The organism is Paraburkholderia phenoliruptrix, assembly GCF_047325075.1.
In the GTDB taxonomy this organism is placed as follows: Bacteria; Pseudomonadota; Gammaproteobacteria; order Burkholderiales; family Burkholderiaceae; genus Paraburkholderia; species Paraburkholderia phenoliruptrix.
This window is the reverse complement of the sequence record NZ_CP168530.1, coordinates 1,781,536-1,805,597: the sequence shown is the minus strand read 5'-3', so window position 1 is coordinate 1,805,597 and position 24,062 is coordinate 1,781,536. Positions and strand designations below refer to the sequence as shown.

The 24,062-nt window shown below is 66.7% G+C and carries 19 protein-coding genes; 10 read left to right on the top strand and 9 right to left on the bottom strand.

The window, feature by feature from the left end; all coding sequences use genetic code 11:
• The first annotated feature begins 8 nt into the window (after window positions 1–8).
• From ACEN8U_RS08005 to ACEN8U_RS07990, 4 genes are all read left to right on the top strand, one after another.
• Complete coding sequence (locus ACEN8U_RS08005) at window positions 9–1,316, top strand: amidase (RefSeq protein WP_310107862.1); 1,308 nt, start codon at window positions 9–11, stop codon at window positions 1,314–1,316.
• Window positions 1,317–1,338: 22 nt separating this feature from the next.
• The gene (locus ACEN8U_RS08000; RefSeq protein WP_310107860.1) at window positions 1,339–2,514 is read left to right on the top strand and encodes a transporter substrate-binding domain-containing protein; all 1,176 of its coding nucleotides are present in this window, start codon (window positions 1,339–1,341) and stop codon (window positions 2,512–2,514) included.
• Window positions 2,511–3,131 (top strand): ANTAR domain-containing response regulator, encoded by a 621-nt coding sequence (locus ACEN8U_RS07995; protein WP_310107859.1) that lies wholly within the window; start codon window positions 2,511–2,513, stop codon window positions 3,129–3,131. Before ACEN8U_RS08000 ends, ACEN8U_RS07995 begins: the two co-directional genes overlap by 4 nt.
• Window positions 3,132–3,335: 204 nt before the next feature.
• Entirely contained in the window at window positions 3,336–4,073 is a 738-nt protein-coding gene (locus ACEN8U_RS07990; RefSeq protein ID WP_310107857.1) for a phage tail tip lysozyme, read from the top strand.
• Window positions 4,074–4,138: 65 nt separating this feature from the next.
• Here ACEN8U_RS07990 and ACEN8U_RS07985 read toward each other — a convergent pair whose 3' ends face one another.
• Entirely contained in the window at window positions 4,139–5,611 is a 1,473-nt protein-coding gene (locus tag ACEN8U_RS07985; RefSeq protein ID WP_310107855.1) for a helix-turn-helix transcriptional regulator, read from the bottom strand.
• Window positions 5,612–5,997: 386 nt separating this feature from the next.
• Between ACEN8U_RS07985 and ACEN8U_RS07980 the strand changes: the two genes are divergently transcribed.
• The gene (locus ACEN8U_RS07980) at window positions 5,998–8,160 is read left to right on the top strand and encodes a winged helix-turn-helix domain-containing protein (RefSeq protein ID WP_310107853.1); all 2,163 of its coding nucleotides are present in this window, start codon (window positions 5,998–6,000) and stop codon (window positions 8,158–8,160) included.
• A gap of 62 nt (window positions 8,161–8,222) precedes the next feature.
• On the opposite strand, the gene ACEN8U_RS07975 is transcribed toward ACEN8U_RS07980, so the two are convergent.
• Window positions 8,223–8,645: an HrpB1 family type III secretion system apparatus protein gene (locus ACEN8U_RS07975; RefSeq protein ID WP_310107851.1), complete on the bottom strand. Its 423-nt coding sequence runs from the start codon at window positions 8,643–8,645 to the stop codon at window positions 8,223–8,225.
• 325 nt (window positions 8,646–8,970) lie between these two features.
• Here ACEN8U_RS07975 and ACEN8U_RS07970 point away from each other — a divergent pair, with 325 nt between their 5' ends.
• Complete coding sequence (locus ACEN8U_RS07970; protein WP_310107849.1) at window positions 8,971–9,582, top strand: hypothetical protein; 612 nt, start codon at window positions 8,971–8,973, stop codon at window positions 9,580–9,582.
• Between the two features lie 33 nt (window positions 9,583–9,615).
• Complete coding sequence (locus ACEN8U_RS07965; protein WP_310107847.1) at window positions 9,616–10,815, top strand: cytochrome P450; 1,200 nt, start codon at window positions 9,616–9,618, stop codon at window positions 10,813–10,815.
• Between the two features lie 23 nt (window positions 10,816–10,838).
• Here ACEN8U_RS07965 and ACEN8U_RS07960 read toward each other — a convergent pair whose 3' ends face one another.
• Together ACEN8U_RS07960 and ACEN8U_RS07955 are read right to left on the bottom strand one after the other, a co-directional pair.
• On the bottom strand, window positions 10,839–11,645 hold the full coding sequence (locus ACEN8U_RS07960; protein ID WP_310107845.1) for a hypothetical protein: 807 nt from the start codon (window positions 11,643–11,645) through the stop codon (window positions 10,839–10,841).
• Window positions 11,646–11,810: 165 nt separating this feature from the next.
• Entirely contained in the window at window positions 11,811–11,963 is a 153-nt protein-coding gene (locus tag ACEN8U_RS07955; protein ID WP_310107843.1) for a hypothetical protein, read from the bottom strand.
• Window positions 11,964–12,043: 80 nt separating this feature from the next.
• Between ACEN8U_RS07955 and ACEN8U_RS07950 the strand changes: the two genes are divergently transcribed.
• The gene (locus ACEN8U_RS07950) at window positions 12,044–12,688 is read left to right on the top strand and encodes a DUF3455 domain-containing protein (RefSeq protein WP_310107841.1); all 645 of its coding nucleotides are present in this window, start codon (window positions 12,044–12,046) and stop codon (window positions 12,686–12,688) included.
• A 103-nt stretch (window positions 12,689–12,791) separates the two neighbouring features.
• Complete coding sequence (locus ACEN8U_RS07945; RefSeq protein ID WP_310107839.1) at window positions 12,792–16,382, top strand: hypothetical protein; 3,591 nt, start codon at window positions 12,792–12,794, stop codon at window positions 16,380–16,382.
• A 62-nt stretch (window positions 16,383–16,444) separates the two neighbouring features.
• Here the strand turns inward: ACEN8U_RS07945 and ACEN8U_RS07940 are convergent, their stop codons facing one another.
• On the bottom strand, window positions 16,445–17,542 hold the full coding sequence (locus ACEN8U_RS07940) for an aromatic ring-hydroxylating dioxygenase subunit alpha (RefSeq protein WP_310107838.1): 1,098 nt from the start codon (window positions 17,540–17,542) through the stop codon (window positions 16,445–16,447).
• A 610-nt stretch (window positions 17,543–18,152) separates the two neighbouring features.
• Between ACEN8U_RS07940 and ACEN8U_RS07935 the strand changes: the two genes are divergently transcribed.
• Window positions 18,153–19,163 carry a response regulator transcription factor gene (locus ACEN8U_RS07935; protein ID WP_310107836.1) on the top strand — a complete coding sequence of 337 codons (1,011 nt, stop codon included), beginning with the start codon at window positions 18,153–18,155 and terminating at the stop codon, window positions 19,161–19,163.
• Between the two features lie 89 nt (window positions 19,164–19,252).
• Here ACEN8U_RS07935 and sctC read toward each other — a convergent pair whose 3' ends face one another.
• The 4 genes from sctC to sctN all read right to left on the bottom strand — a co-directional run bounded on the left by sctC (window position 19,253) and on the right by sctN (window position 24,043).
• Window positions 19,253–21,085: a type III secretion system outer membrane ring subunit SctC gene (gene sctC / locus ACEN8U_RS07930; RefSeq protein ID WP_310107835.1), complete on the bottom strand. Its 1,833-nt coding sequence runs from the start codon at window positions 21,083–21,085 to the stop codon at window positions 19,253–19,255.
• 197 nt (window positions 21,086–21,282) lie between these two features.
• Window positions 21,283–22,098 (bottom strand): type III secretion system export apparatus subunit SctT, encoded by an 816-nt coding sequence (gene sctT / locus ACEN8U_RS07925; protein ID WP_310107832.1) that lies wholly within the window; start codon window positions 22,096–22,098, stop codon window positions 21,283–21,285.
• A gap of 39 nt (window positions 22,099–22,137) precedes the next feature.
• Entirely contained in the window at window positions 22,138–22,677 is a 540-nt protein-coding gene (locus ACEN8U_RS07920) for a type III secretion protein (protein ID WP_310107830.1), read from the bottom strand.
• A 4-nt stretch (window positions 22,678–22,681) separates the two neighbouring features.
• The gene (gene sctN / locus ACEN8U_RS07915) at window positions 22,682–24,043 is read right to left on the bottom strand and encodes a type III secretion system ATPase SctN (RefSeq protein WP_310107828.1); all 1,362 of its coding nucleotides are present in this window, start codon (window positions 24,041–24,043) and stop codon (window positions 22,682–22,684) included.
• Window positions 24,044–24,062: the final 19 nt, after the last annotated feature.

Sequence of the window (24,062 nt, the reverse complement as noted above, 5' to 3'; positions counted from 1 at the left end):
CTCATGCCATGACCTTTGCACCATCGTTCTACCGACCGCTTTCCGCGCACGCGCTGCTGGAACGCACGGCGCGCGAGCCGCAGCAACGCGGCCGCCTCGTGCTCGAAGCGCTCGCGCGCATCGACGAAATCGACACCGAAGTCCGCGCGATGACCGCCGTGGCCTCCCGCGAAACGGCGCTCGCCAACGCGCTCGCGGCCACGGGCCCGCTTGCGGGCCTGCCGGTCGCCGTCAAGGACATCTTCGACACCAGCGAACTGGTGACGTCGTACGGTTCGCCGATCTACGAAGGCCATCAGCCGAAATCCGATGCGGCCATCGTGACTTTGCTGAAACGCAGCGGCGCGGTCGTCGTCGGCAAAACGGTGACGAGCGAATTCGCCTACATGGCGCCGACCGTCACGCGCAATCCATGCGATCCGGGCCGCACGGCGGGCGGCTCGTCGTCCGGCTCGGCCGCCGCGGTCGCGGCCGGCATGGCGCCGTTTGCGGTCGGCTCGCAGACCGGCGGCTCGACGATCCGCCCTGCTTCGTTCTGCGGCGTCGCGGGTTTCAAGCCGACCATCGGCATGCTGCCGACCGTCGGCATGAAGTGCTTCTCGTGGTCGTTCGACACGGTTGGCCTCTTTGCCGCAGGCGTGCGCGATGTGGCTTATCTCGCGCAGGTTCTGAGCGGACGTCCGCTGGCGGTCAAAGGCAACGCCGAGCCGCCCGTGTTCGGCGTGCCGGAGCATTACCCGTGGACCGAGCCGTCGGCGAACGCGAGCCATGTGCTGGAGACGGCGATACGCGCCGTGGAGCGCGCGGGCGGCCGCGTGCGGCCCGTTCGCTTCGACTCGTGGATGACCGACCTGATCGCCGCCCACGACACGATTCAGAGCTATGAAGCATGGCAGGCGCTCGGCTTCGAGTACGATCGTCATCGCGTGCAACTGTCGCCGATGCTGTTTGCGTTTCTCGCGCGCGCATCGAACGTGGATGTTGCCGCGTATACGAGCGCGTGTGCGACGATGGCTCGCGCGAAAGGCAGGCTCGGCGAGCTCTTCGACGGCATCACCGCGCTCCTCACGCCGAGCGCGCCTGACGAAGCCCCCGACGGACTTGCCTCGACCGGCGACCCCGCGTTCAATCGCAACTGGACGTTGCTCGGCTGCCCCTGCGTAAATGTGCCGGGCCTGAGCGGCGCCCGCGGTGCGCCGATCGGCGTCCAGGTGATCGGCCGGCCGTGGGACGACGCACGCTGCCTCGACGCCGCCGCGTTTGTGGAGCAGGCGATCGCGGCAATCGTGCCTGGCCAACCGCTGGCCGCATCATAAAGCGCAGCGAGGAGAACACCGAATGGAGACGAACTCACAACAGCCCGCGAAACCGCTGCCCGCCGATTCGGGTTGGCGCGTCGGCGTGCTGTTCTCGCGCACGGGCGTCACCGCCGCCACCGAGTCCGAACATTTTTTCGGCACCGTGCTAGCCATCGAGGAGATCAACGCGGCAGGCGGCGTCGACGGCCGGCTGCTGGACCCGGTCGTATACGATCCGAAAAGCGATCCCGACGAATACCGCAGGCTCGCCTCGCGCATGCTGCAGGAAGACGAGGTCACGGTCATTTTCGGCTGCTCCACGTCGTCGAGCCGCAAGGCCGTGCTGCCCGTCATTGAACGTTATAACGCGCTGCTCTGGTATTGCTCGATCTACGAAGGATTCGAGTACTCGCCGAACGTGATCTACACGGGCGCAGTGCCGAATCAGAACAGCATGCAGCTCGCTGCTTACCTGCTGCGCAATCACGGCCGGCGTTTTTTTCTGGTTGGCGCCGACTACATTTATCCGCGAGAATCGAACCGGATCATGCGCGATATGGTCGAGCAGCACGGCGGCGAAATCGTCGAAGAAGTCTATCTGCCGAGCGACGCGGAGCCCGCCGCACTGCAGGAAGTCGTCGAGCAGATCCGCGCCGTCGAGCCCGACGTGGTATTTTCCACGTTGATCGGCCGGGGCGCGCGGGCGTTCTACAAGCTCTATCGCGAGCACGGCATCGATCCTGCACGCATCCCGATTGCAAGCTTGACGATGACCGAGGGCGAAACGCGGATGATCGGTCCTGAACTCTGCGGCAACCACATCATTTCTGCGAGCTACGTGAATACGCTGAAGCTGCCTGGCAACCAGCGCTTTCTGAAGTCATGGCGCGCGCGCTTTGGCGAACAGCCCGCGAGCATGTGGTCCGAGATGGCCTACAACCAGGTGCATCTGTTCGCGCTCGCGCTGGCGCGCACGCGCAGCCTCGACACCGCGAAACTCGTCGACGCGGTCTACGAGGTCGAATTCGACTCGCCCGAAGGCCTGCTGAAAATCGACCGCGCGAACAATCACGCCATTCTCACGCCGCGCATTGCGGTGTGCCGGCCGGACGGCGCGTTCGACATCGTCTGGGAAGGCCGTCATCCGGTCAAACCGGATCCTTATCTGACCTCATACGGATTCGCCGAATTCTGGCTCGACGGAGAGCCGGTATGAACGCGGGGGCCCGCCGCATTTTCGACGATCTGCGCACGCTGCGCGTCGTCGTGATTCATCCGCCCGGCGACGACCGCAGCGTGCTCGAAGAGCAGTTGCGGCGCATAGGCTGCCCGGTTCGCGCGGTATGGCCGCTGCCTGCGCATCTGCCGACGGATGCGGACGTGATCTTTTTCCTCGTGGGCCCCGAAATCCGCAACGCGGGCAACTGGAGCGCCGCCGACACGCAAGCCACCCTGATCGCGCTATCGGACTACGAGAATCCCACTGCATTGAAAATGCTGCTGGATACGCAGGCGCATGGCGTCATCACGAAGCCGTATCGCTCCACCGGCGTGCTCAGCACGCTCGTGCTCGCGCGCGCGTCGTCCGGCTATCAGCAGCGGCTGCATGCGAAAATCGGCAAGCTCGAAGAAGCCATCAAGGCGCGCCGTCACATCGAGCGCGCCATGCGCATTCTGATCGACGCGCATCGGCTGAGCGAGAACGAAGCATACGAACACATGCGTTCTCGCGCGACCGAGTTGCGTGTGACAGTCGGCGAGATCGCGACAATCGTGATCGACGCTCACGAAGGCATGGAAAAGCTCGGGCTCGGCAAACGCTCGAGGCCCTAGCGGGTCAACGCGGCATAAGCCCCCTGCACGCGGTGCACAGGTGCACACGGTGCACGCCTTGCCGCGCGCCGCGGCGGCCCGCCGCTTCGCTCCGGCGGCGTCAACTTCCGAACTGCGCAGTACGCGCGCAATGCCCGCTGCTACAGTGGGTTCGATTTCGCCTCTTCAACCGATCTCGTCCTTTACCGCCCGAGCGAGACCACCATGATCGATGCCGCCGAACTCAAACGTCTGGACCAGCTCATTCATCAACTCGGCAGCGGCGGTGCCGGCGCGGGCAGCGCCAACGACGAGAACATCGCGCGCGAGATCGAGCAGATTCTCGCCGACCTCTTCAGCGAAGGCGGTTCGTCGGGTTCCGGCATGCCGACGATGCCTTCCCTGCCCTCCATGCCTTCGTCAGCGGGCCGCGCCGCGCCCGCCGGCTACAGGAGCACGTCGCAAACGGGCGGCGTGCCGGCCGGCGACGGCTCAGGGCAAGTCAGCTCCGCGAGCGCACCTGAAGCCAGAAAGACCGCGCAGTACTTCATGACGAACCTGCAACGTGACTTCGGCCTGACCCGAAACCAGGCCGCGGGCATCGTCGCGAACCTGTGGCACGAAAGCGGCGGCATGAACCCGGGCATCAACCAGGGCGGCGCGATCGGCGCGCCGAACTCGAACATGCAATCCGGCTACGGCATCGCGCAATGGACCGGCTCACGCAAGCAGGACTACCTCGACTATTGCTCGGCGAACCGTCTCGATCCGTCGAGCGAGCAGGCCAATTACGGCTTCCTCAAACACGAATTGCAGACGACGCAGGCAGGCGCCATCGACGCCGTCAGGAACACGCAGTCGGCGCAGGACGCCACGGTCGTGTTCTGCAACACGTTCGAGCGCCCGGGCGACCCGCAGATGTCGAGCCGCCTCGCCGATCTGCAATACATACTGACCGCGTGACCCGTCGCGGCACGCGAGTCGCCGCGGCCCAACCCAGCCGCGGCTGAAGCTGAGGCGCAGCGTGCTCAGCGCTCGAGCGTCTCTGAAGGCGCCTCGTGAAACTGCTTGCGATAGCCGCTCACGAGCGTCGAACGATTCTGCACGCCCCACTTGTTGGCTGTGAACAGCACCGAGCGCTCGCCGTTAAAGGAATCGTCGAGCAGGTCCGCGCGAATGCGCTCCATACGCAGCCGGCGGATCAGCTCGGTCGGCGAGAGGCCCAGCGAATGCTTGAACGCGCTTTGCAACGCGCGCTCCGTCACACCGACTTCAGCGGCCACTTCGCGCACGGAAAGATCACGCCTGTCGAGGTTTTCCTGCAGATAGCGATACGCGCGCCGGTAGCGCGCGGGCAGGCGCGCGGTCACATCGTCGAGTTGCGGTGCCTGGCGCGCGGCCTTGCCCGTGTACGACACCAGCACTTGCGAATCGTCGCGCAGACACTGTGTGGCAATCAGTGCGTAGCGGCCGAAAAACAGCATGCCTTCGCGGCTACGCCCGAGCGCCTGATGCGTTTTGGCCACCGCGTACAGGTATTCGAGCTGCCGATGCCCGGTCGACGCCGCATGGTCGATCCGATGCAGCGGCTCGAGCAGCATCTCGGCCAACTGCGGCGCATCGGACGCGAGCGCGGCCAGCACGACTTCAAGGCGCGTGCTGCGCAGGTAGTCGCCGAAGCCGCGCTGCTGCGCCCAGTTCAGATGCGCGGTGATGCCCTCAAGCGCCGCGCGTTCGCCGCGCGCCAGCGCGCGCAGCTGCCGCAGGTAGTCGACGCGCTGGCGCAGCAGCGGCGTGCAGACGTTCAGCGCCTCCACTTCGTGCAGATCGGCTTCATCGCTTGCCGACGCCATCGGGCGGAATCCGCCGGCTGCGCCCACGCCGCGCAGCGCGTGATCGCCGAGACCCGACTGCCAGTACGCGTGATCGCTCAGCAGCGTGGCGCTGCGCAATTCGCGCTGCACAGCAACGTCGAAACGCAAGGTGGCGACGAGTTCGCGCCAGTGACCCAGCGACGGCTCCGTAGCCGCGGCGGCCAGTTCGTCGAGCGCATCGCTCGAATCGCGCGAGCGGCCCAGTTCGTGCAACGTGCCCACGATGCCGAGGCGGGCCTCGATCTGCTGCGCCGCCTCGATCTCCGGCTCCTCGACGAGCCGCGCGAAGCACGACAGCGCCGTGGCGAGCCGGTGACGAAACAGCGCCTGCCAGCCGGCGTTGCGGCACGATGCCGCGCGGATCGCCTGGCGCGGCGAACGGATCGCCTTCTGTGCGCGGCGGTACTGTTCTTCGGCCTCGTCGCAGATGCCGAGCGTCATCTGCATGTCGGCATGCAGGCGCAGCAGTTCGGGCGAGCCTGCGGCCCCGCGCGCGATATCCGACCAGCGGCTCGCCTGGGCGCCCGCCGGTTGCAGGTCGCCGTCGCGTATCTTGTTGAGAAAACCGTCCGGCAAATCGTGCACGGACAACGACGCCGCCAGCGGAAAGTAAAGCGTCAGAAACATGGTGCGACTCCTCGTTGATGCGCGCGCGGCTCGGCCACCGGCACGCACGCCTGCTGCAAACCGATCGTTGCGTATGCCACCATCGTTCGCATTCCCTAATCTAGGCAGATATGCGGCGCACATTTTCAACAAATCTGAGCGTTCCGGCCGATTTGAGAACTGTTGAGATTCGCGATGCACGGCATACGTCGACGCGCGCCGCAAGTGCTCTTTCGCGTAGCGCGGGAACGGACGGCCGTGCGCTAGCCCCTATTGCCGAACCATGCAACTCGCAATAAGCTGACGAATCCATTTGATCCGCCCCACGCGGTACCGCCCAGACGAAGTGGGCTTGCCGAATCCGCTGGAGATCCAGGATGCCGTCATTACGACCGAACGAAACAGTCATGGCGTTCAGTCGCTACACGCTGTCCCAGGAGCCGCCCCGGCTCGTCGCCGACGGCCTCGAGGTCGAACTGGGCGCGCGGGCGCTCGAGCTGCTCATCGCGCTCGTCGAGGCGCGCGGCAGGCCGGTTGCGCAAGCCGAGCTGGGCCGCCGCGGCTGGCCTGAGCTGAACGTGGACGTCAATACGGTCCAGGCGCAGATCTCGGCGCTCAGACGCGCGCTCGGCGACGAACGCGATCTCATCGTCACCGTGCCGGGCTTCGGTTATCGCTTCGCCGCCGAGGTCGAGACGAATGGCCTCGCGCAGCCGGCTCCGGCGGCGGCATCCGCTGCGCAAATATCGAGCGCGCCGCCCGTCGCGACGGCGCCGCCACCCGCCTTTGCGGTGAGCGCTTCGCGCATGCCCCAGCAACTCACACCGTTCATCGGCCGGCATGCCGAGCTTTCCGAAGTGCTCGGCCTGATCTCGATCACGCGGCTCATCACGCTCGTCGGTGCAACCGGCACCGGCAAGGCGCGGCTCGCGCACGAAGCGGCACGGCGCCTCGCCGCGCGGTTTCGCGACGGCGTGCTGCCGGTCGCACTATCCGCGCTGACGCCCGGCGACGCTTTCGCCGATGCCTTCGCGCTCGCATTGAAGCTGCCGGCGGATCCGGCACGCAGTCCGCTCGACCGTTTGCTGGACGGCGTGCGCACGCGCGACGTGCTGCTCGTGATCGATTGCAACGAGTGCAACAGCGGCGCGCTGGCGGCGCAGACCATCGGCGCATTGCTCGCGGCCGGACCGAACGTACGCGCCATCGTGACCGCCGGCGCGCCGCTCGGCTTGCGCAATGAAGAAGTGGTGACGCTCGGTCCGCTGCGCACGCCCGAACAGACCCACGTGAACGCCATCCTCGCACCGGAGTACGACGCGTTGCGGCTGCTGTTCGCACGGCTCGCCACGCTGTCTGCGCGCCGCGACCGACAGCGTCTGCCGTCCGCTGCGTCGTCGCGCACACCGACCGGCAGTGCGATCCTCGCCGCGCTGGACAGCGGCGCGATGCCGCAAGCCGCCATCGACGCCGCCGTGCTCATCACGCAACTGCTCGCCGGCGTGCCGCTCGCGCTCGAACTCGCTGCCGCGACGATCGACCACAACTTGCGTAGCGGCGAGCCGCTCGACGCCGCCATGGCCCGCTATGCGCATAGTCTGGAAAGTATCATCGGACCGCGCATCGAGACGTCGGGCGTCCCCCACTCGCGCTCGGCGCCCATCACGCTCGCCTTCGACCTGCATTTCGCACGGCTTGATCGGCGCGCACGACTGCATCTGCTGCGGCTCGCCATGTTCGCAGGCGAATTCCCGCGCTGCGCCGCCATCGGCTTGCTCACCGCATGCGAGCCGCCCGCAGCGGCCAGTGCCGTGAGGTCGGGCCAAACGCCTCACGAAACCCTTCACGACACCCCCAATGCAATGCGCGATGCGATTCACGGCGACGCGCTCGCCGACGCCTCGCTCGACGCGTTGACCGACGCCGGTCTCGTCGAGGAAGTGGACAGCAGCGGGCAGTGGATGCTGCAGATCAGGCGCCCGGTCCGCCATCTCGCGCGCGACATGTTGCGCGACGCCGGCGAATACGACCGTACCGCGCTCGCGCTTGCGTCCGGGCTGCCCGTGCGCCTGAACGCGCATCGCAAGCGCGGCGAACGCGCGCATATCGACGCGCTCGACGTGAGCGATCTCGACGACCTGCGGGCGGCGCTCGAATGGAGCACCCAATGCGAGCGGTTCGAAACGGCGATTTCGCTGCTCGAATGCTCGGCGTGGCTGTGGACGCGCCTTTCGCTCGAACGTGAATATCTGCAGCGCAGCCGCGACGTGCTCGCCGGCGTGCAGGCCACCGCCACGCCACGACGCCGCGACGAGATGCGGCTTCACGCCGTTCTGGCAAGCGCGCTGCCGCTCGCGCACGCGCCTGTCGCGCAAGCCATTGCCGCGTGGGAGACGGTCTACGAACTGGCCAACGCCTGTGCGGACAGCGCCTTCCGCGAGCGAGCGCTGGCCGCTCTGATCGTGTGCTGCGGCGAGGCGGGCGATACGCGTCGCGCGGCGGAACTGCAGGCTCGCTACAACCGCATTGCACGAACCGGCAATGCGCGCAACGGCGGCGCGCCCAGCTGACGGCGCGTGGGTCTCGGGCTGCCTGGCGCGGCGCAGGGGCAGCGAATGGGTTGCGCGCCGCGTCACGTGTATTCGCTGCCCAACGCTTCGGCGATGCGCGCGGCGATGGAATCCCCGCCGATGCCGAGAAACTTCGCGACGATCGCGAGCGCCGTGGGGTCGCCGCCATGCAGTACCGCAGCCGCGCAACGCCGCCAGTCGCGATCCGCGAGCATGTACAGACACCAGCTCTGCAATGCCGTGACGACGGGCGAGCCATAGCCCTGCTCGTCGATCTGCCGCAACAGACGCAGCGCGTCGATCCAGCGCCGCGAATTGACCAGCAGCCTGACCTCGCAGATGTCGACGACCGCAGGGTTCGGATGAAGCCTGCGCAGGACGAGCAGCAGTTCCTCCAGATCGGCGTGCGCGCCGAGCCGCAATCCCACGGAAAAAATCGTCAGCAGCACACCCAGCACCGCGAAACTGCATTGATCGTTTTTCATTGCACGTACCAGGGCGAACGAATGGCCGAAGGCGACCTCCTGCATTCTCGGACGCGCGGCGCTTTGACATCGCATGCATACGAAGCACGGAGCGCGATCGCGAAGCATGCGCTTCACCGGCAGTTCGCCCCCCCTGCGCGATCGTTCCTGCGCTGGCGCCGGCGACTATGTCCGCACGCTGCGGATTTCGCGCGCGCACACCGCGCTTCGCATCCGCTCGCGCACGCCGATGTGCTTCCCATAGTCTGTGTGTGTTGAAGTCGGCGCGATCTGGCGACCTCATCAGTCTTCGTTTTCTGCATGAACCCACCTTGTGAGAGGAACCATGACCACGAATAACGTGAATTCCGCGTACTTCCAGAGCCCGACGTTCCAGTACCCCGGCACACAGTCGTCCGGCGGCGCGAGTCAGGCACAGATCGACGCCGATATCCAGCAGTTGCTGAACGACCTCGGCCTGTCCGGCGGACAGTATCCGGGCGGCAGCCAGAATACGGGCGGCGGGCAGTTCCCGGGCTCGACGGGTCAGTATCCCGGCATGCCCTCGAACGGCAATCCGCCGCTGCGCTCGATCAAGCTGTCCACCCGCTCCGGCGGCGAGGTGAGCCTGCTGGAGGATCCGTCGGGCAACCTGTACGACAAGACCGGCAAATCGGTCGGCACCGTGGGCGCGGACGGCAGCGTGAGCTTTACCGCCGACGGCAAGAAGGAAGTCAACGAACTCATGACGAACGGCCGCTCGCCTTTCGACCTGATCATGAGCGGCAACCTCGTCGAAGGCGAGAAGCAGAGCGACGGCACCTACAAGTTCGCGGCCGATCAGGTCAACATCGGCGCGGGCGATCTGAACCTCGGCACCCCGTCGAACGGCCATGTCCAACCGCTGACGGTCGAGCAACCGGTGCAGTTGCCGGGCAACTTCGGTCTTACCGTCTGACGAGCCCGCCGACCGGTGCCCGCTGATGTCACCATGAACCGCGAGATGCCGGAGCCGGAGTCCTTCAGCGTGCTGCCGTCCATCATCGGCACGGGTTCGGCCGACCCCTACCCGCTCTATGAATGGTTGCGCACGCACCGGCCGCTGTGCCGCGACGCGAGCGGTGTGTGGCTCGCGTCGTCGCATGCGCTCGTCACACGCATACTCGACGACGCCCGTTTTTCGGCGCGGCCGCCGCCCGGCGCCGTGCCGCTCGACGATCCGCTCGGCTACACGAACATGGTCGTGTTTCAGACCGGCGAAGCGCACGAACGGCTGCGGCGCTTTCTCGCGCCGCTCTTTTCGCGCAAGGCGCTATTGTCGCTGCAAGCGTTTATCGACGATGAAGTCGCGCGTCTCATCGATCAATGCGAAGGACTGCCGCGCTTCGATCTCGTCGCTCACATCGCGAGCGTGTTGCCGGTGCACACCATCTGCCGTCTGCTCGGGTTTCCCGACGAGCATGGCGCGAGTTATCTGCAGGCGTCGGCGGGCGCGTGGCAGCTGATCAGCGGCGCGCCGATGTCCGCACAGGAACGCGCGCTCGCGGCCGTGCAAACCGAAACGTTCATCGCGCAGGTCGAATCGTTCATGCTTGCCATCGAGCCGGACGTCGTGCCCGATCATGCGGCCGCGCGCTTTCTGCGGCTCGAACAGGAAGGCGGCATGGGCCGGCGCGAAATGCTCGTCAACGTTTTGTTCCTGTTCATCGCGGGATACGGCACCACGTTGCTGTCGATCGGCAACAGCATCGCGGCACTGCTGCGCGCGCCGCGCGCCTGGCAGGCATTGAAGGACAACGTCTCGCTCGTACCGCAAGCCGTGCGCGAGTTGTACCGCTACGACCCCGCCGTGCAGTCCGTATTCCGCTATGCATGGGACGACGTCGAGATCGACGGCTACCGGATTCGTCGCGGCGAGCGCGTGATGCCGCTCATCGGAGCTGCGAATCGCGACCCGGCGGCGTTCGCTGCGGCCGATGAAATCCGCTTCGAGCGCGAAGCCGGACGTTCACTGACCTTCGGCGCGGGTCCGCACAGCTGCATGGGTCTCGCGCTCGCGCGGATGCAACTGGAGTCGCTGTTGAGCGCGCTCATGCGGCGCATGCCCGGGCTGCGGCTTGCGCCTCGCGAGCAGCCGCGCCAGCAGCACGGCTCGTTTCATGGCTACGACCGGCTGATGGTCGAGCATTAGGCGGGTTGCGGGTTGCTCGCCCGTCATTCGGACAGGAACGTCACATCGCTCCGGTTGCCGGTATAGGTGTCGTACGACACCACCTGCGGGCCGCTGCCGCCTTGCGTATTGTTCGAACCGATCAGCGTGATGCGGCCGTTTTCATTGCTCGCGACGATCTCGACGTGCTCATCGTCGCCGACAATGCAGATATCGCCCGGCTTGGCCTCGCCGCGGCTCACGGTGCGCCAGCCGTCGCCCTTCAGTTCGCTGTGCAGCGTCGAAACGAGATTCGTGTGCTGCGACTCCGAAATCTTTCCCGACTTCACGAGACACGCGGACGCGAAGTTCGCGCAGCACACCGTCGTGTCGACGCCCTTGTCCATCGGCACGCCCTGGTCCGCCATGATGCTGGCCGCGGACTTGTGCAACTGCGTCTGCGCGACGCCCGCCGCATTGCCCGAGCCCACCGGCCGCACGTTCGGGTCGCCCCGCTCCACGGCGCCGCCGGAATCGGCGGAGCCCGCGCCCGACGAACGGCGGTAACTGGCCTGCGTGACGCCGCCGCTGCCGGGAAGCGACGGCATGGACGGCATCGGCATGCCTGACGATTCCTGCGACGGACTGGTGATGCTCAGCAGGAACTGCAAAAACAGTTCTTCGAGCGCGTTGTCCCCCATGCCGCCCGGCGAATTCCAGTTCGCACCCGCGCCGCCGCCGAAGTTGCCGCCCGAGCTTGCCCACGCGTTCGGCTGCGCGATGATCGATCGCGTGAAAAGCGACGAAGGATCGGCCGCGCCCGTATATCCGCCGGCCGGATAGGACAGCGTGGAGAATGCGCTATACGTCATGACGACTCCTTGTTAGCGAGGCAACGCCGCCCGCGCCGGACCGCGCGATCATCGCAGCGCGGCGGCGGGCAGGTTTGAATGTAAAAGGAGCACGGCGCCATCATTGCATGCAGTGCGCAGCGATGGGCGAAAAAGCGAAGCTTGGGTCGACACCCGCCGGGCAAGTCAGCGGCGCACACTGCGCGCCCATCGCCCATCGCCCATCGCCATGCGACGATTTCGCGTGAGCCGGGTCGTCTGCGAGACGTCGTAACGCGGCGATTCTGCGCAAATCCGTCCGCCGCTTCGCAGCGCGAGGGCGCGCAGGTCGCGCTTCATGTCTACTGGCGCCATTGCGTTGCGCCGAGACCGCCGTGCCGAAACCTTCATTTGCCGCCCTCTGTTCCGTGGTCCCCGTCATGGCTCCTGCTGCCGCGGCGCGCGCAGCGGTCGCGCTTGCGCTCGCGAGCCTCGTCGCCGCCTGCGCCGACCCTTCGCCGGGTGCGATGCAACTGAAAGTCGCACAACAGCAGAAGCTCGTTCCGCCGGCCAACGAGACCTTGCCGCTGTCGCTGCGCGCCGGCTCGCAGGAAGTCCTGCAGGACGTGCTGAGCGCAGTCGGCGACGAAGTGTGGAACTGCCGCAGAAACGGCAGCGCGCTTCTATGGGTCTCGACGGGCGCGGAAGCCACGCTCGTCGACCAGGCTCGCCAGAGCGTCGGCACGGTCATGCCGAACCGCATGTTCAGCGGGTACGACGGCAGCTATGTGATCGGACGCGTCACCGCCGACGAAACGGTCACACCGGGCGCGCTGCCGTGGCAACGCGTGACCGCGCGCTTCAACGCGGGCGAGCGTGCGGGCGAAGGCCGCTTCGCGCGAACCACATCGGTGCAGCGCGTGCTGACCTCGGGCGGCGTGCCGCCTGACCTGGCTTGCGACCAGGAAGGCGTGTCGCTGTTCGTGCCGTATTCGGCGACCTATCTGTTCTATCGCGCGAGCGACCCGGCGGCGGTCGTGCCCGCGCCCGAGCCGCCGTTGAACGCGGCATCGGCCGCGCAATAGCGTCGCTGCCCGGCCCGCACGGTGCGCAACCGGCAGGTCCGCTGCGGGTGAGACGGCCTTCTGCCTGCCGCGCGCCACGCCGCCGTATGCTTCGGAGAACCCGATGAACTTCCGTCTTACTGCGCTCACGTGGTTTTTGCCGGGACGCGATAGCACCGCCACCGCCGCGAGTCCACCGCATACCGGCGAGGCGCCGCAGCCGGAACCGGCGCCCGTCGCCCATCAGGAAACACCGCTTGGCGGCCTCGCCCGTCTGTCGGACCGTGTGCGGCACAACCCCATCACGCGGATCTTTCGCGCGTCGAACACCACAGTCACTGTGCTCGAATCGACGCTGAGCGCGGCAGGCAGCGTCGCGAATCCGGCCGGCGATCCGCGCTTTCCGCGCCCACTGCAGCGCAGGCCGCCGCCGCCGCAACAGGCGCCGCTCCGAAGCGAGGACGCGGCGATCGGCGCACAGGGCGCGAAGCTCGCCCACGCCTCGATCGAACGCACCACCGCCTTCGTCGCCGAGGGCAGCACCGCGCGCGGATCGCTGCCCATGCCGAAGTTCATGAATCCCCGCGCGATTCGCGACACGCTGCGGCGCCTGCGGAACCGCGAAGCGAACGCCGCCGCCCGCGAATGGGGACAAACGCTCGACGACCACTTCATGCAGCCCGTGATCGCGGTGAACCGGCTCTTTCCGATTCCAGCCGACGCAAGCCGCGAGGCGGCGGACGCGCGGCAGGCTGCCATCAATCGCCTGCTCGACGGTCTCACGCTGCGCCGCCCGCGGCCCGCGCGCGCCGACGCGTCGTTGCCGCCGGCCGTCGAGCGCCTGCCGCAGGCATGCGTGGTGCCGCTCGCGCAGGCCCTCGCCGAGGCGAGCGACGGCGATCCGATACTGGCCGCGCGGATTCTCGACCGATTGCAGCAGCCGCTCGACATCACCGGCGACGCGGCGCATGCCGCGCCGGACGAGCTCGAACGCCGCGCGTGGCGTTGCGCGCAAGACCTCGCGCATGCGCGTTGCGCCGCGCTCGAAGGCTTGCTGTGTCTGCAGTTCGGCGACGGCGCGCGGCATGCCGAGCGTGGCAATGGTGCTGCAGCACGGCTCGTCGTCTATCTGCAGGCCGGCCACAAACTACGCTCCATCGACGCCGACCTCGGCGCCACACCCGCGGATCTGAACCACGAGTCGACCTATCGCCTCTTTGCCGACGATCCGTATGGCCGGCACGCGATGCTCGCGCTCGATGCCGCGCGGCGTCTGCCGCCCGACGCCGCCGACGCGCACGACACCGGCGCGTGCGAGATCGAGGCGATTACCGCTTACCGCTTGTGGCAGTTGGGCTTCGACGAAAGCGGCCCGGGCTCGGATCTCGCCCGCGCGTCGCAATTGCTGTTCGACGGCGGCACCACGTGGGTGGCGCGAGGCGCCGAACGGCAGGCGCGCAAGGACCGGGCGCTGGGTCCGATCGACGGTGCGCCGCCGGCCCAGCGCTTCGCGCATGCAAGAGCGCGCATCGGACTGGCCATGCACGACGTGCCGCGAGCGTTCGGCAAGAACCGCTCGCCGATCGGCGTTTCCAGTCTGCTCGGCGCCGACACGCCGTTCTTCGACACCACGCGTGGACGGTACGACACGGCGCTGATCGCAGCGCGCGACGCGCTGCTCGACTACAGCCACGCGCAGTTGCCCGCCGCCGCGACGCCCGGCCGGATGCTCACGCATGCGTTGAACGCGGAGCGCCTGCAGGCGTGGAGCGCAGCGCGCCCCAATGTCCCCTCCGACGCGCCGCTGCGCGAGCTGCAAAAGCGCCGGCCCGAATCGTTCGAAATCGGCCGGCGCGACGCGCGGCGCATGTGGGATGCGGCACGCGCACGCGTCGCCGCTTTGCGCGGGCAAGGCGATGAACGGATGGAGCGCAATGTCGGACGCACGCTGCGGATGTTCGACGACCGCGAGCGCCGCCGTCGTTTCATCGACGACATGACCGACGGTGGTTTCACGCTCGCGGCGCTCGAGAGCTGGTTCAATGCAAGCGGAATGGCCGCCGCCGACGCCGCCCGCGCAGAGCCGACCGCGCGCCATCTGCAGGCGGCGCACGATCTGCTCGCGAACCCGGGCATCGCGCCGCTCGACAGGATCACGACGCACAACCTGCGCGAACAGCACCTTGCGCTGATGGCGCGGAACGTGCCGGGCACGGGTTTTACGTCGTACGACGGCAACGCGCTCGGTATCGATGCAAGCGCGTGGGCCAATCTGCCGGCGAAGCTGCTGGTGTCGGCGGGACCGATCGTCACCGTGCTGGGCGGCCGCGATTCGCTGTATTCGATCGGCACGGCTTACGAGGGCGGCCAGATGATCTTCGGCACACGCAGCCGCGTGAACGGCGCGCTGGGCGCGCAAGGCTTCGTCGGCGCGGCGTTGGACGTGGGCGGCGTCGCGGGGATGGCCGGCGGTTGGGCGTCGTCGAGCGTGGGAGGCTATCTGGCGCGCGAGCAGTCGGTCGTGCTGCGCGCACGGCGGCTCGCGCCTACGCCGGCCACCGCCGCGCTCGAAGCCGAGCTGTGGCACAAGGACAGCCGGCAAATGGTCAACGCCTATTGGGACGCCGCCGAGCAGGCGCAAACGCCCGAAGAATTCATGCAGATTCTCGCGGCGGGCATTGCGGACAACGAACGCATTTCGCTGTCGTCGCAAAACAATAACGCGACCACCATCACGGCGACGCCGCTGACCGTCGGCGGCGTTGCGCGCGCGAACGTGCCCGGCGCGAGTTCGCCCGAGCGCGTCGGGGGGTATGCGGGCGTCAGCTCCGGCGTGACGCTTTACTCCGCCGCGGATCTCAAGGAGAGCGGCGCGCTCGCCAGCACGATCGGCGCGACGGCCGTGCAGGGCTCGTTGACGGCGAGCGTGGGCGCGCAGTTCGCACCGCGTGCCTTTGCGCTCGGCGACGGCACGGGCGAGATCGGATCGGTAAGTCCCGGCGCGAAAACGCTCGGCGGCGCAGCGGTGGAGCTCACTCCGTTCGGCCGTTCGTCATTCGTCTTCGCGATGCGCGACAACCGCGGCTTCGTCGCCGAATACACAATGCAGGACCGCATGTTCGGCAACGCCGACGACTGGGCCCGCTCGGTCCGCGCGAATCCCGCGTGGGCACACGGCATCGGTGCCGAGCGGCTGCAACAGGTGATCGAGCAGACGCAGCGGGAATCGTCCGGCGAGTTTTCGTTCGGCGAACGCTGGGTGATCCGCGAAGAACGCGTGCCGCGTCTGAACCAGTATCTGACGCTCTCCAATCAGCTAAGAGCGCGTCTCGCGGATGCCTCGGCGCACTCACTGAGCCGCGCCGAGCGCGCGCTGATCGAAGCAAAGCTGCGCACGCTCGAACGGAAAATGCAGGCCGCGTTCGAAGATCCGTCAGCCTGGCGGCCGCTCGGTCTCTTCGGTCTGCGTGAGGTTTCGCGCAGCAGCTCGCAAGGCTGGAAGTACGGCGTGCGCGCTTCGCACGAGCAAAGCCGGACCGGCAAAAGCCTGACGTTCTGGACGCCGGTGTCCGCGCCGGATGCCGAATCGTCCGCGGAAGGCGACGCAGGCGCCGGCGGTATGCCGGCTTCGGCTGCCGGTCCAGCAGCGCATCTTGCGAGCGCCGGCGAGCCCGCCAGCGCCGTGGCGCCTGCCGCGCCCGGCGGCGGAGTGTGAGCGCGGGCCGCTGCCTGCGTCGGCGGCTTTCTGATGCGGCCGCCATGACCCGCAGACGCGAGCTATGAGGCGTGCTCGGCCGTTGACACGCGCTCCGTGCCGCCTTGCGCTTCGTGCGTAATGAGCCGCTCCATGATGCGGCGCGCGTGGACCGCGCCTGCGTCGATCGGCAGCATCACCGGTCGCAACGACCAGAAATCACGCTCGCCCATCATGCGTTGCTGCGCTTCGAGCATGGGAATGTCTTCATCGCGAAACGGCGCGAGAAGACTCTGCGCTGTGCGGCTGACGAGTTCCGCACCGTGCTCCCCCATGGCGCGCGGCAAACCGAACGCAAAGAAATAATGCGAGCTCACCGCCGTTTCGGGCGTGAGCCAATGCGCCGACTTCGCTTCGCGTGCTGTCTCGGGCAAGCCGCTTTCGCTAATGCGCACGACGATGGTCAGAAGGCCCGGCGGCATCCAGTGCACGTCGAGCTCGCGGTCGGCGCGTTCGCCGTACAGCAGGTTGAAGCTCTGGGTGAGCATGGGCCGCAGATATTCGCCCTTCATCTCGCGACGCACCGACACGCTGTCGCCCGCAACCGTCGCGCGTACCACGCCGCTCGCCATTTGCTCGCTGCCGAGCGTCTCGGGGTGCAGGTATTGAAAGTGGCTCAGATCGAGAAGATTGTCGGCGCTTAGCTGGTAATTCGCGCGCGTGTGCAGATAGCGCTCGGTCGTGAAGTTCTCGTGTGGCTCGAGATAGTCGAACGCGGGCAGCGGCGTGTGCGCCGCACGCTCGGGATCGCCCGGCCAGAACCAGACCGCGCCGTAACGTTCGCGCACCGGGTAATGGCGCGCCTGGGCCCGCGCGGGCGGGCTGGCCGTGCCGTTGCCGTTGCCGTTGCCGTTTGTGTTTCCGTGCGGATTGAAGACACAACGGCCATCGGCGCCAAACCTCAGACCGTGATAGGGACATTCGAGCGCGCCGTCGACAAGACGCCCGCGCGACAGCGGCGCAAAGCGATGCGGGCAGCGGTCCGCGAGCGCGACGGCCTGTCCGCCGGCCGTGCGGTAAAGCACGACTGGCTCGTCAAGCAAGGTGCGGGCAAGCGGCGCATTCGCTGTGACCTCACTGGATAGCGCGGCGACATACCAGGTATTGAGCAGATACGGCACGGCGACACTCCAGTCAGAAAGCGGTGATTCACCGGCGGCGTGGCCATATTAGGCAATATTCAATTCAATACGCTCAACAATTCTCACAGCGGTAAATAGCGGCAACCTGGCAATTTCATTGACATCGATTCGGAAATAAATGCGTCTCCTGACTGCGCCACGCTTGCATGCGGCGATTTAAAGATTTCGCCCGCGGTTAAAAGCACGAGCCAACCTTACACGTAAATTACATTGCCGTAAGATTTTCGGGAAAAAGTCCGTCAATACGGGACCTGAGCCGCTTCGCACGGCTTCGCGTCTGTAAGATTTCACGGCTGAAAGGCCGGCTCGACGTTTAATCCGTTGCGTAAAAAACGCACGGCGGACGTAGCAAACTACGAGAAACAGGTGGATAAAAAACGCTGTTCTGCTGATCCGCTTTTCAATCAGCCGATTGAATCGATGCCGGGAAACAAAACGTTACATCCTTGATGGACGGCTGCCTCTACTGTCGAGTCATTCGAATTGCGTAATCGCATCAACGCGCCGACGCATCGACTTGCCCGTTCCAGCCATAACGTCCGCCCTCGCCCGCCAATTTCACGGGTGAGTGGTATCGCACGGAGGAAAAATGAAACTTGCAGTGATGACCAGAAGCGCAACACTGTTCGGGTTGATCTGCCGCTGTTTCGAAGCCGACGGCGCCGTCTGCCACCGGTTCGCCGATGACGTCGCCTTCGCGCGCGCAATCTATCGCGACGAATACAGCGCGATCCTGATCGACGCCGATACCGGTCTCAACCCGCTGCGTCCCGTGCTCGCCCGGCGCGCCTGTTATGCGGATCGTCGCGCGCCGTTGATCGTGGTCGGCGCAGGTCACGACCGGGAGGCGATTGCCCGCCTGTTCGACGCGGGCGCCGACGACGTGGTGCTCTCCCCTGTCGATGCCCGCGAGGTCATGCTGCGGGTTCACCTCGCACTGTTGCGCGTGCAACTACAAAGCGCCGACTCGAGCGATACGCTGGAATGCGGCGCGTACCGGCTCGATCGCCGGACCTGCACCGTGCACGTCGATAGCCAGGCGGTGCGCCTCACGCCGCGCGAGTTCGCGATTGCGTGGCTGCTGTTTTCGCGGCGCGGCGAATATGTGAGCCGCCGCCAGATTGCTGGAGCGGTATGGAGCCGGTCCGAGGACATCATTGGACGCACGCTCGAACAGCACATCTACAAGCTGCGCAAAAAGCTCGAACTGACGGGCCCGTGGGGCGTGCATCTGCGCACGCTGTACGCTCACGGCTACCGCATCGAAATGGCCGACACGGCGGACGCCACGCTGGACGAGACCGCTGAAACCATGGGCGGAGTGAAAAGCGGCAGCGCTGCGTTCGGCGCGCCGCACGAAGATGCCGACGCCAGCACGGTCCTCGCGGTGGCGTGCATGGAGCCCATGCCGCGCGCCTCTGCGCCCGTCTCGCCGCCCCGCGCGGAAGTGCACGCCGCGGACAGCGCCGTCGCCCGCAACGCGCCTTCATGGAGCGACTCGCAAGCAGGCTTCGCGGCATCGCCGGGCGGCGTGCCGAAAGCGCCGTACGCACTGGTGAGCGCCGCCGCTCTCGCCGCGCGCACGCGCGGCAACGGTTAGGCGTGCAAACGGAACGGCGCGGCGTCGACGACGTCCGCGCCGCGTTCGCTCCCTCACTAACCGATGAAGCTCCGCCTGCAAGCACACGCTTAGAACTCGATGATGCGAGGCGACAGCAAAAAGAGCCGTTCCATATGACTGCGCTGATCGTCGCGATAGCGGAACAGCGCGCCGATGAGCGGGATCTTCGAAAGACCCGGCACGCCGGTTTCGCCGTTTGTCGACGTATCGACGCGATAGCCCGCAATCAGCAGACTCTCGCCCTGCCCGACGAACGATTCCGTGTTGATCGTGCTCGTCGTAATCACCGGAATGTTGTCGACCTGCTGCGACGTAATCGCACCGTCTTCAATATGAACGTTCAGCTTGATATCCGTCCTGCCGTTCTCCTCCACGACGAGCGGCAGCACGCGCAGCGACACGCCGGTCGACACGCTGTACAGATCCGCCGATGTATAGCCCGACACGCGCACGAAGAAGCGCGTCTTTTGATCCATCACCGCCTCGACGTTATTGAGCGTGGCGACTTTCGGGCTCGCGTCGATTTTGGCGAGATTGCTCTGCTGCAGCGCGTTCACGCGCGCGAGCAGGTAGCGCCCGGCGTTGCCGAGCACGGCCGTGAGCGACCCGCCCACCGGCGTCGTGTTGATAATCGTGGTGCCGTCGGACAGCGTCTGCGTGCCGAAAATCGGATCGATGTTGCCGTTGTAGCCGTTCTGCTGCGTCGTGCCGTTGCCGGTCTGAATGTCGATGTGGCTGTTGTGGGCGCGCCAGTCCACGCCGATCTGCTTGAGCGCGTTGTCGTCGATCTCGATGATGTGTGCCTCGATCTCGATCAGGCGCGGCCGCACGTCGAGCTTGTCGATGAGGCTCTGGTACTGGGCGAGGCGCTGCGGCACGTCGCGGATCAGGACCGAGTTGGTGCGCGGATCGGCTTCGATCACGGGCAGCGTCTGGCTGCCGCTTACCGACGTATCGCCGCCGTTGTCGCCGTCGCCGCTATCGGTCGAGCCGACGGACTGCATGCCGGGTCCGCCGCCCGCGGCCATGCCGTTCAGCAATCCGCCGATACCGGGCGCGACGCCGCCGTTCGCGGCAATGCCGGCCGGCAGCGGCGGATTCACGCCGCTTCCGTAGCCGCCGCCGTCGGTACTGCCGGTGACGTCGCGCATCGGCTGCAGGCGGCGCATTGTCGGTTCGCGCGCGGCGCGGTTCGCGGCCTGCTCGTAACTGTCCGCGCCGTTGCGGCCGCGCTGCTCGCGCGGATGGTACATGGCCGACAGCACATTCGCGACGCCGGAAACCGTCACTGTCTTGCCGTCGATCTCGACGTTATGGTCCGCCGCCCATGCATGATGCAGCTGGAACACGCGGATCATCGAGCCCGTGCGCTGCGCGGCATTGTCGTCCAGACGCCGCGCCACTTCGGCGACGAGCTGCACGTACGCCTGCGGGCCGCTCACGAGCGCCGTCGCCTGATTCTCGTCGTAAGTGATCGGAAAGCGCGAGTTCTCGATGCGCAGTTGTGCAAGCGCCGCGCGCAGATCGGCGGCACTCGCATGATCGAGCTTGATCACGCGCCGCGTGACGGTGTTCACGTCGCTGATAGACAGCACGCTGCCGTCGTAAAACCACACAAAGCCGAAGCTGGACGCGAGCGTGTCGAGAAAACGCTGCGGCGGCATGTCGAAGCGGCCGCTCACGGTGCCGTGCACGTCGCCGGAGATGGTTGCGGGCACACCTTGTCCGGCAGTGAAATCGCGCAGCACGTCTTTCACGTCCTGCCCTTCGGCGCTGACGTGGACCACGGCACTGCGCCAGTGGATAGCCGCGGCTTGCGCGGGCGCCGCGAGCAAGGCGGGCAACGCGAAGGCAAGAGACGCTGCCAGCCGGGCAGCAAGCATGAGCCGTTTGTTGTTCATGGGTTCCACGATGTCCACGATGGTCGAGGGATGGGCCGCGCATCGTGCAACGCGAGGCGGCGATGCCCAATGTATCGAAGCGTGTGAAGCACATCCTCAACAAATCTGACGGTTCGCGCGCATTTGAGGAGTGTTGAGGATTCGCGTGGCGGGTACGCGGCCTGGAGGGCTGAATCGGCCTAATGGGCCGAATGGGCCTAGTGGCGAACCGCGCCGGCGATCGCGCGCAACTGCTCGCCAAGACCTGACAGCACCAGCTGATCGCGGACCTGGTCGACGAAAATGCCGACGAAGAGCGCGAGCATCATCACCGTGAGCGCGCCCTTCACCGGCTGACTGAGCGTCATCAGTTCGAGTTTTTGCGCCGACTTCGCCGCGAAGCCGAACGCGAAATCGACGAGCAGCAGCATCAGCATCATCGGCGCGGCGAGCTTGGCGGTGGTTTGCATCAGCGAATCGGTCTGCTGCAGCACGAAGCTTTCCAGCACGTTCGCGGGCACCGGCGTCGCGGCGGTCAGCGGCCACCAGTGATACGACTCATAAAGCGCGCCGAGCAGGAAGGTCATGCCGCCGAAGGTCCAGAACGCAACGCTCGCCACCTGTGCGAGCAGCGTGCTCGTGGGCGTGGACTGTTCCTCGCGCAGCGGGTTGGTGATCTGCACGTTGTTGTAACCGGCCAGATCGTCGACGTAAATGCCGGCGCCTTCTGCCACCCAGAACACCGTGGAGGCCGCGAACCCCAGCAGCAGTCCGATGGCCGCCTCGCGTAAGCCGATGACGACGAGCGCGGTGCCGGTCAGCGACGTATAAAGCGAAACCGGCTGACCGTAAGCGATAAACGAGCTGAACAGAAGCACGATGCCGTTGCGCACCACGCCTTGCAGGATGCCGTCCGCGGTGGGCGGAAACAGGTAGAGCATCACGAAGAGCCGCACGGAACACACGCCGAGCACCGTCAGCGAGCGAATCAGCGTGGCGCCGAACTGCGGCAGCGTGGTGAGCGTGTCATACATTATGGATGGCTAATCAAGTTGAAATGCGGAGCGGCAATCTCATGGCGTCGCGCCATGCACTCGCGTACAGCAATGCAAACGCGCCAGCGCCGCTTCTTCCGCTTCCTCGTCGCCCGCGTCGGCCGCATGGCGCTCAAGGGAGACGCGCAGCCCGGCAATGCGCTCGCTGCATAGATCGAGACGGCTGCGGTTGAGCGCCAGCGCGCGCGTGGCGGCGGCAAGCTCGTCGGCCTTGCCGCGCAATACCGTTTCGAGCGTGGCCAGTTCCGCTTCCATCTGCTGCACACGCACGGCGACGACATCGGCATAGCGCATCGTCGCGTTCAGATCGGCTAACTGGAACGTGCTGCCGCCCGTCATCATGCGCGCGATCCTCGCGTGAAAACCGCGCAGCTGCTCGCGTTCCGCCTCTGTCCGTGCGAGTTGTGCGTCGCGCTCGGCAAGCGCGCCGGCATGCGCTTCGCGCGCGGCAATCAGGCCGGCCTGCAGACGGCGCTCGAGCCGCTCGCGGCGAGCGAGCGTCAACTGCAGCGCGCTCACGCGCCGGCGTGTCGTCTCGGGGCTGGGCGTCGCGCTCATCGGGTCAGCCGTTGGCCAACTGGAAAAGCCGCGCCTCGGTGTCCTGCGGCGCGGCCAGTTCATGCGTCGCCTGATTGAAGAACGCGCGGATCGCGTCGATCTTGCGAATCGCCTCGTCGGCGAGCGGGTTGCCGCCCGGCTGATATTCGCCGATCTGCAACAGCATCTCCACCTCGCGATGCTTCGCGAGCAGTTCGCGCAGGCGGGCCGCGGCGCGCACGTAATCCGGCGTCATCACCTGCGGCATGACGCGCGACAGGCTCGCCAGCACGTCGATCGCCGGATACTGGTTTTTGGCGGCGATTTCGCGCGACAGGATCATGTGTCCGTCGACGATCCCGCGCACTTCCTCGGCAATCGGATCGTTACCCGATTCGTCCTCGGCGAGCACCGTGTAGAGCGCTGTGATCGAACCGTGCTCGCCCATGCCGGCGCGCTCCAGAAGCCGCGGCAATTCGGCGAAGATCGACGGCGGGAAGCCGCGCCGCGCGGGCGGCTCGCCGGCGGCGAGGCCGATCTCGCGCTGCGCGCGCGCAAAGCGCGTGAGCGAATCCATCATCAGCAGCACGCGCTGCCCGCGGTCGCGGAAGTGCTCGGCAATCGCGGTCGCGACATAGGCCGCCTTCGCGCGCTCGATCGACGAACGGTCCGACGTCGCACACACCACGACGGATCGCGCCATGCCTTCAGCCCCGAGAATCAGCTCGACGAACTCGCGCACTTCGCGGCCCCGCTCGCCGATGAGCGCGATCACCGTCACGTCGCATTGCGCACCGCGCGCGAACATGCCGAGCAGCGTGCTCTTGCCGACGCCCGCGGGCGCGAAGATGCCCATGCGCTGTCCCTCCGCGAGCGTCATCATGCCGTCGACGACGCGTACGCCGGTGGCGAGCGGCGTGTCGATCATGCGCCGGCTCATCGGCGAAGGCGGGTTCGCGAACACCGGGCGTTGTTCGGTGGCGCCCAGTGGTCCGAGTCCGTCGATCGGCTCGCCGAGGCTGTCGATCACGCGGCCGAGCAAGCTGTCGCCGACCGGCACCGTCAGCGAACGGCCGAGGCCCACCACACGCGTCGAGCGCGAAATGTCGGCGAGCCGCGAAAACGGCGACAGCAACGCGACATCGCGCGTAAAGCCGATTACTTCGGCATGCTGAAGTAATTTGCCGTTCGCCGCGCGCAGTTCGCACAGCTCGCCGAGCGTCACATCGAGCCCGGCCACCTTGACGAGCGTGCCGATGACTTCGAGCACCTTGCCGCTTCGCGCGATGCTCGCGGTCGAGAGGATCTCGTGTTCGATCGCATCGGCGAGGCGCTCGGCATCGAAAAGCGGCAGCAGCCCGTCGTCCGCGTCCCCGGCGTCGTGCATGCGGGGCTCGCGGTGCATC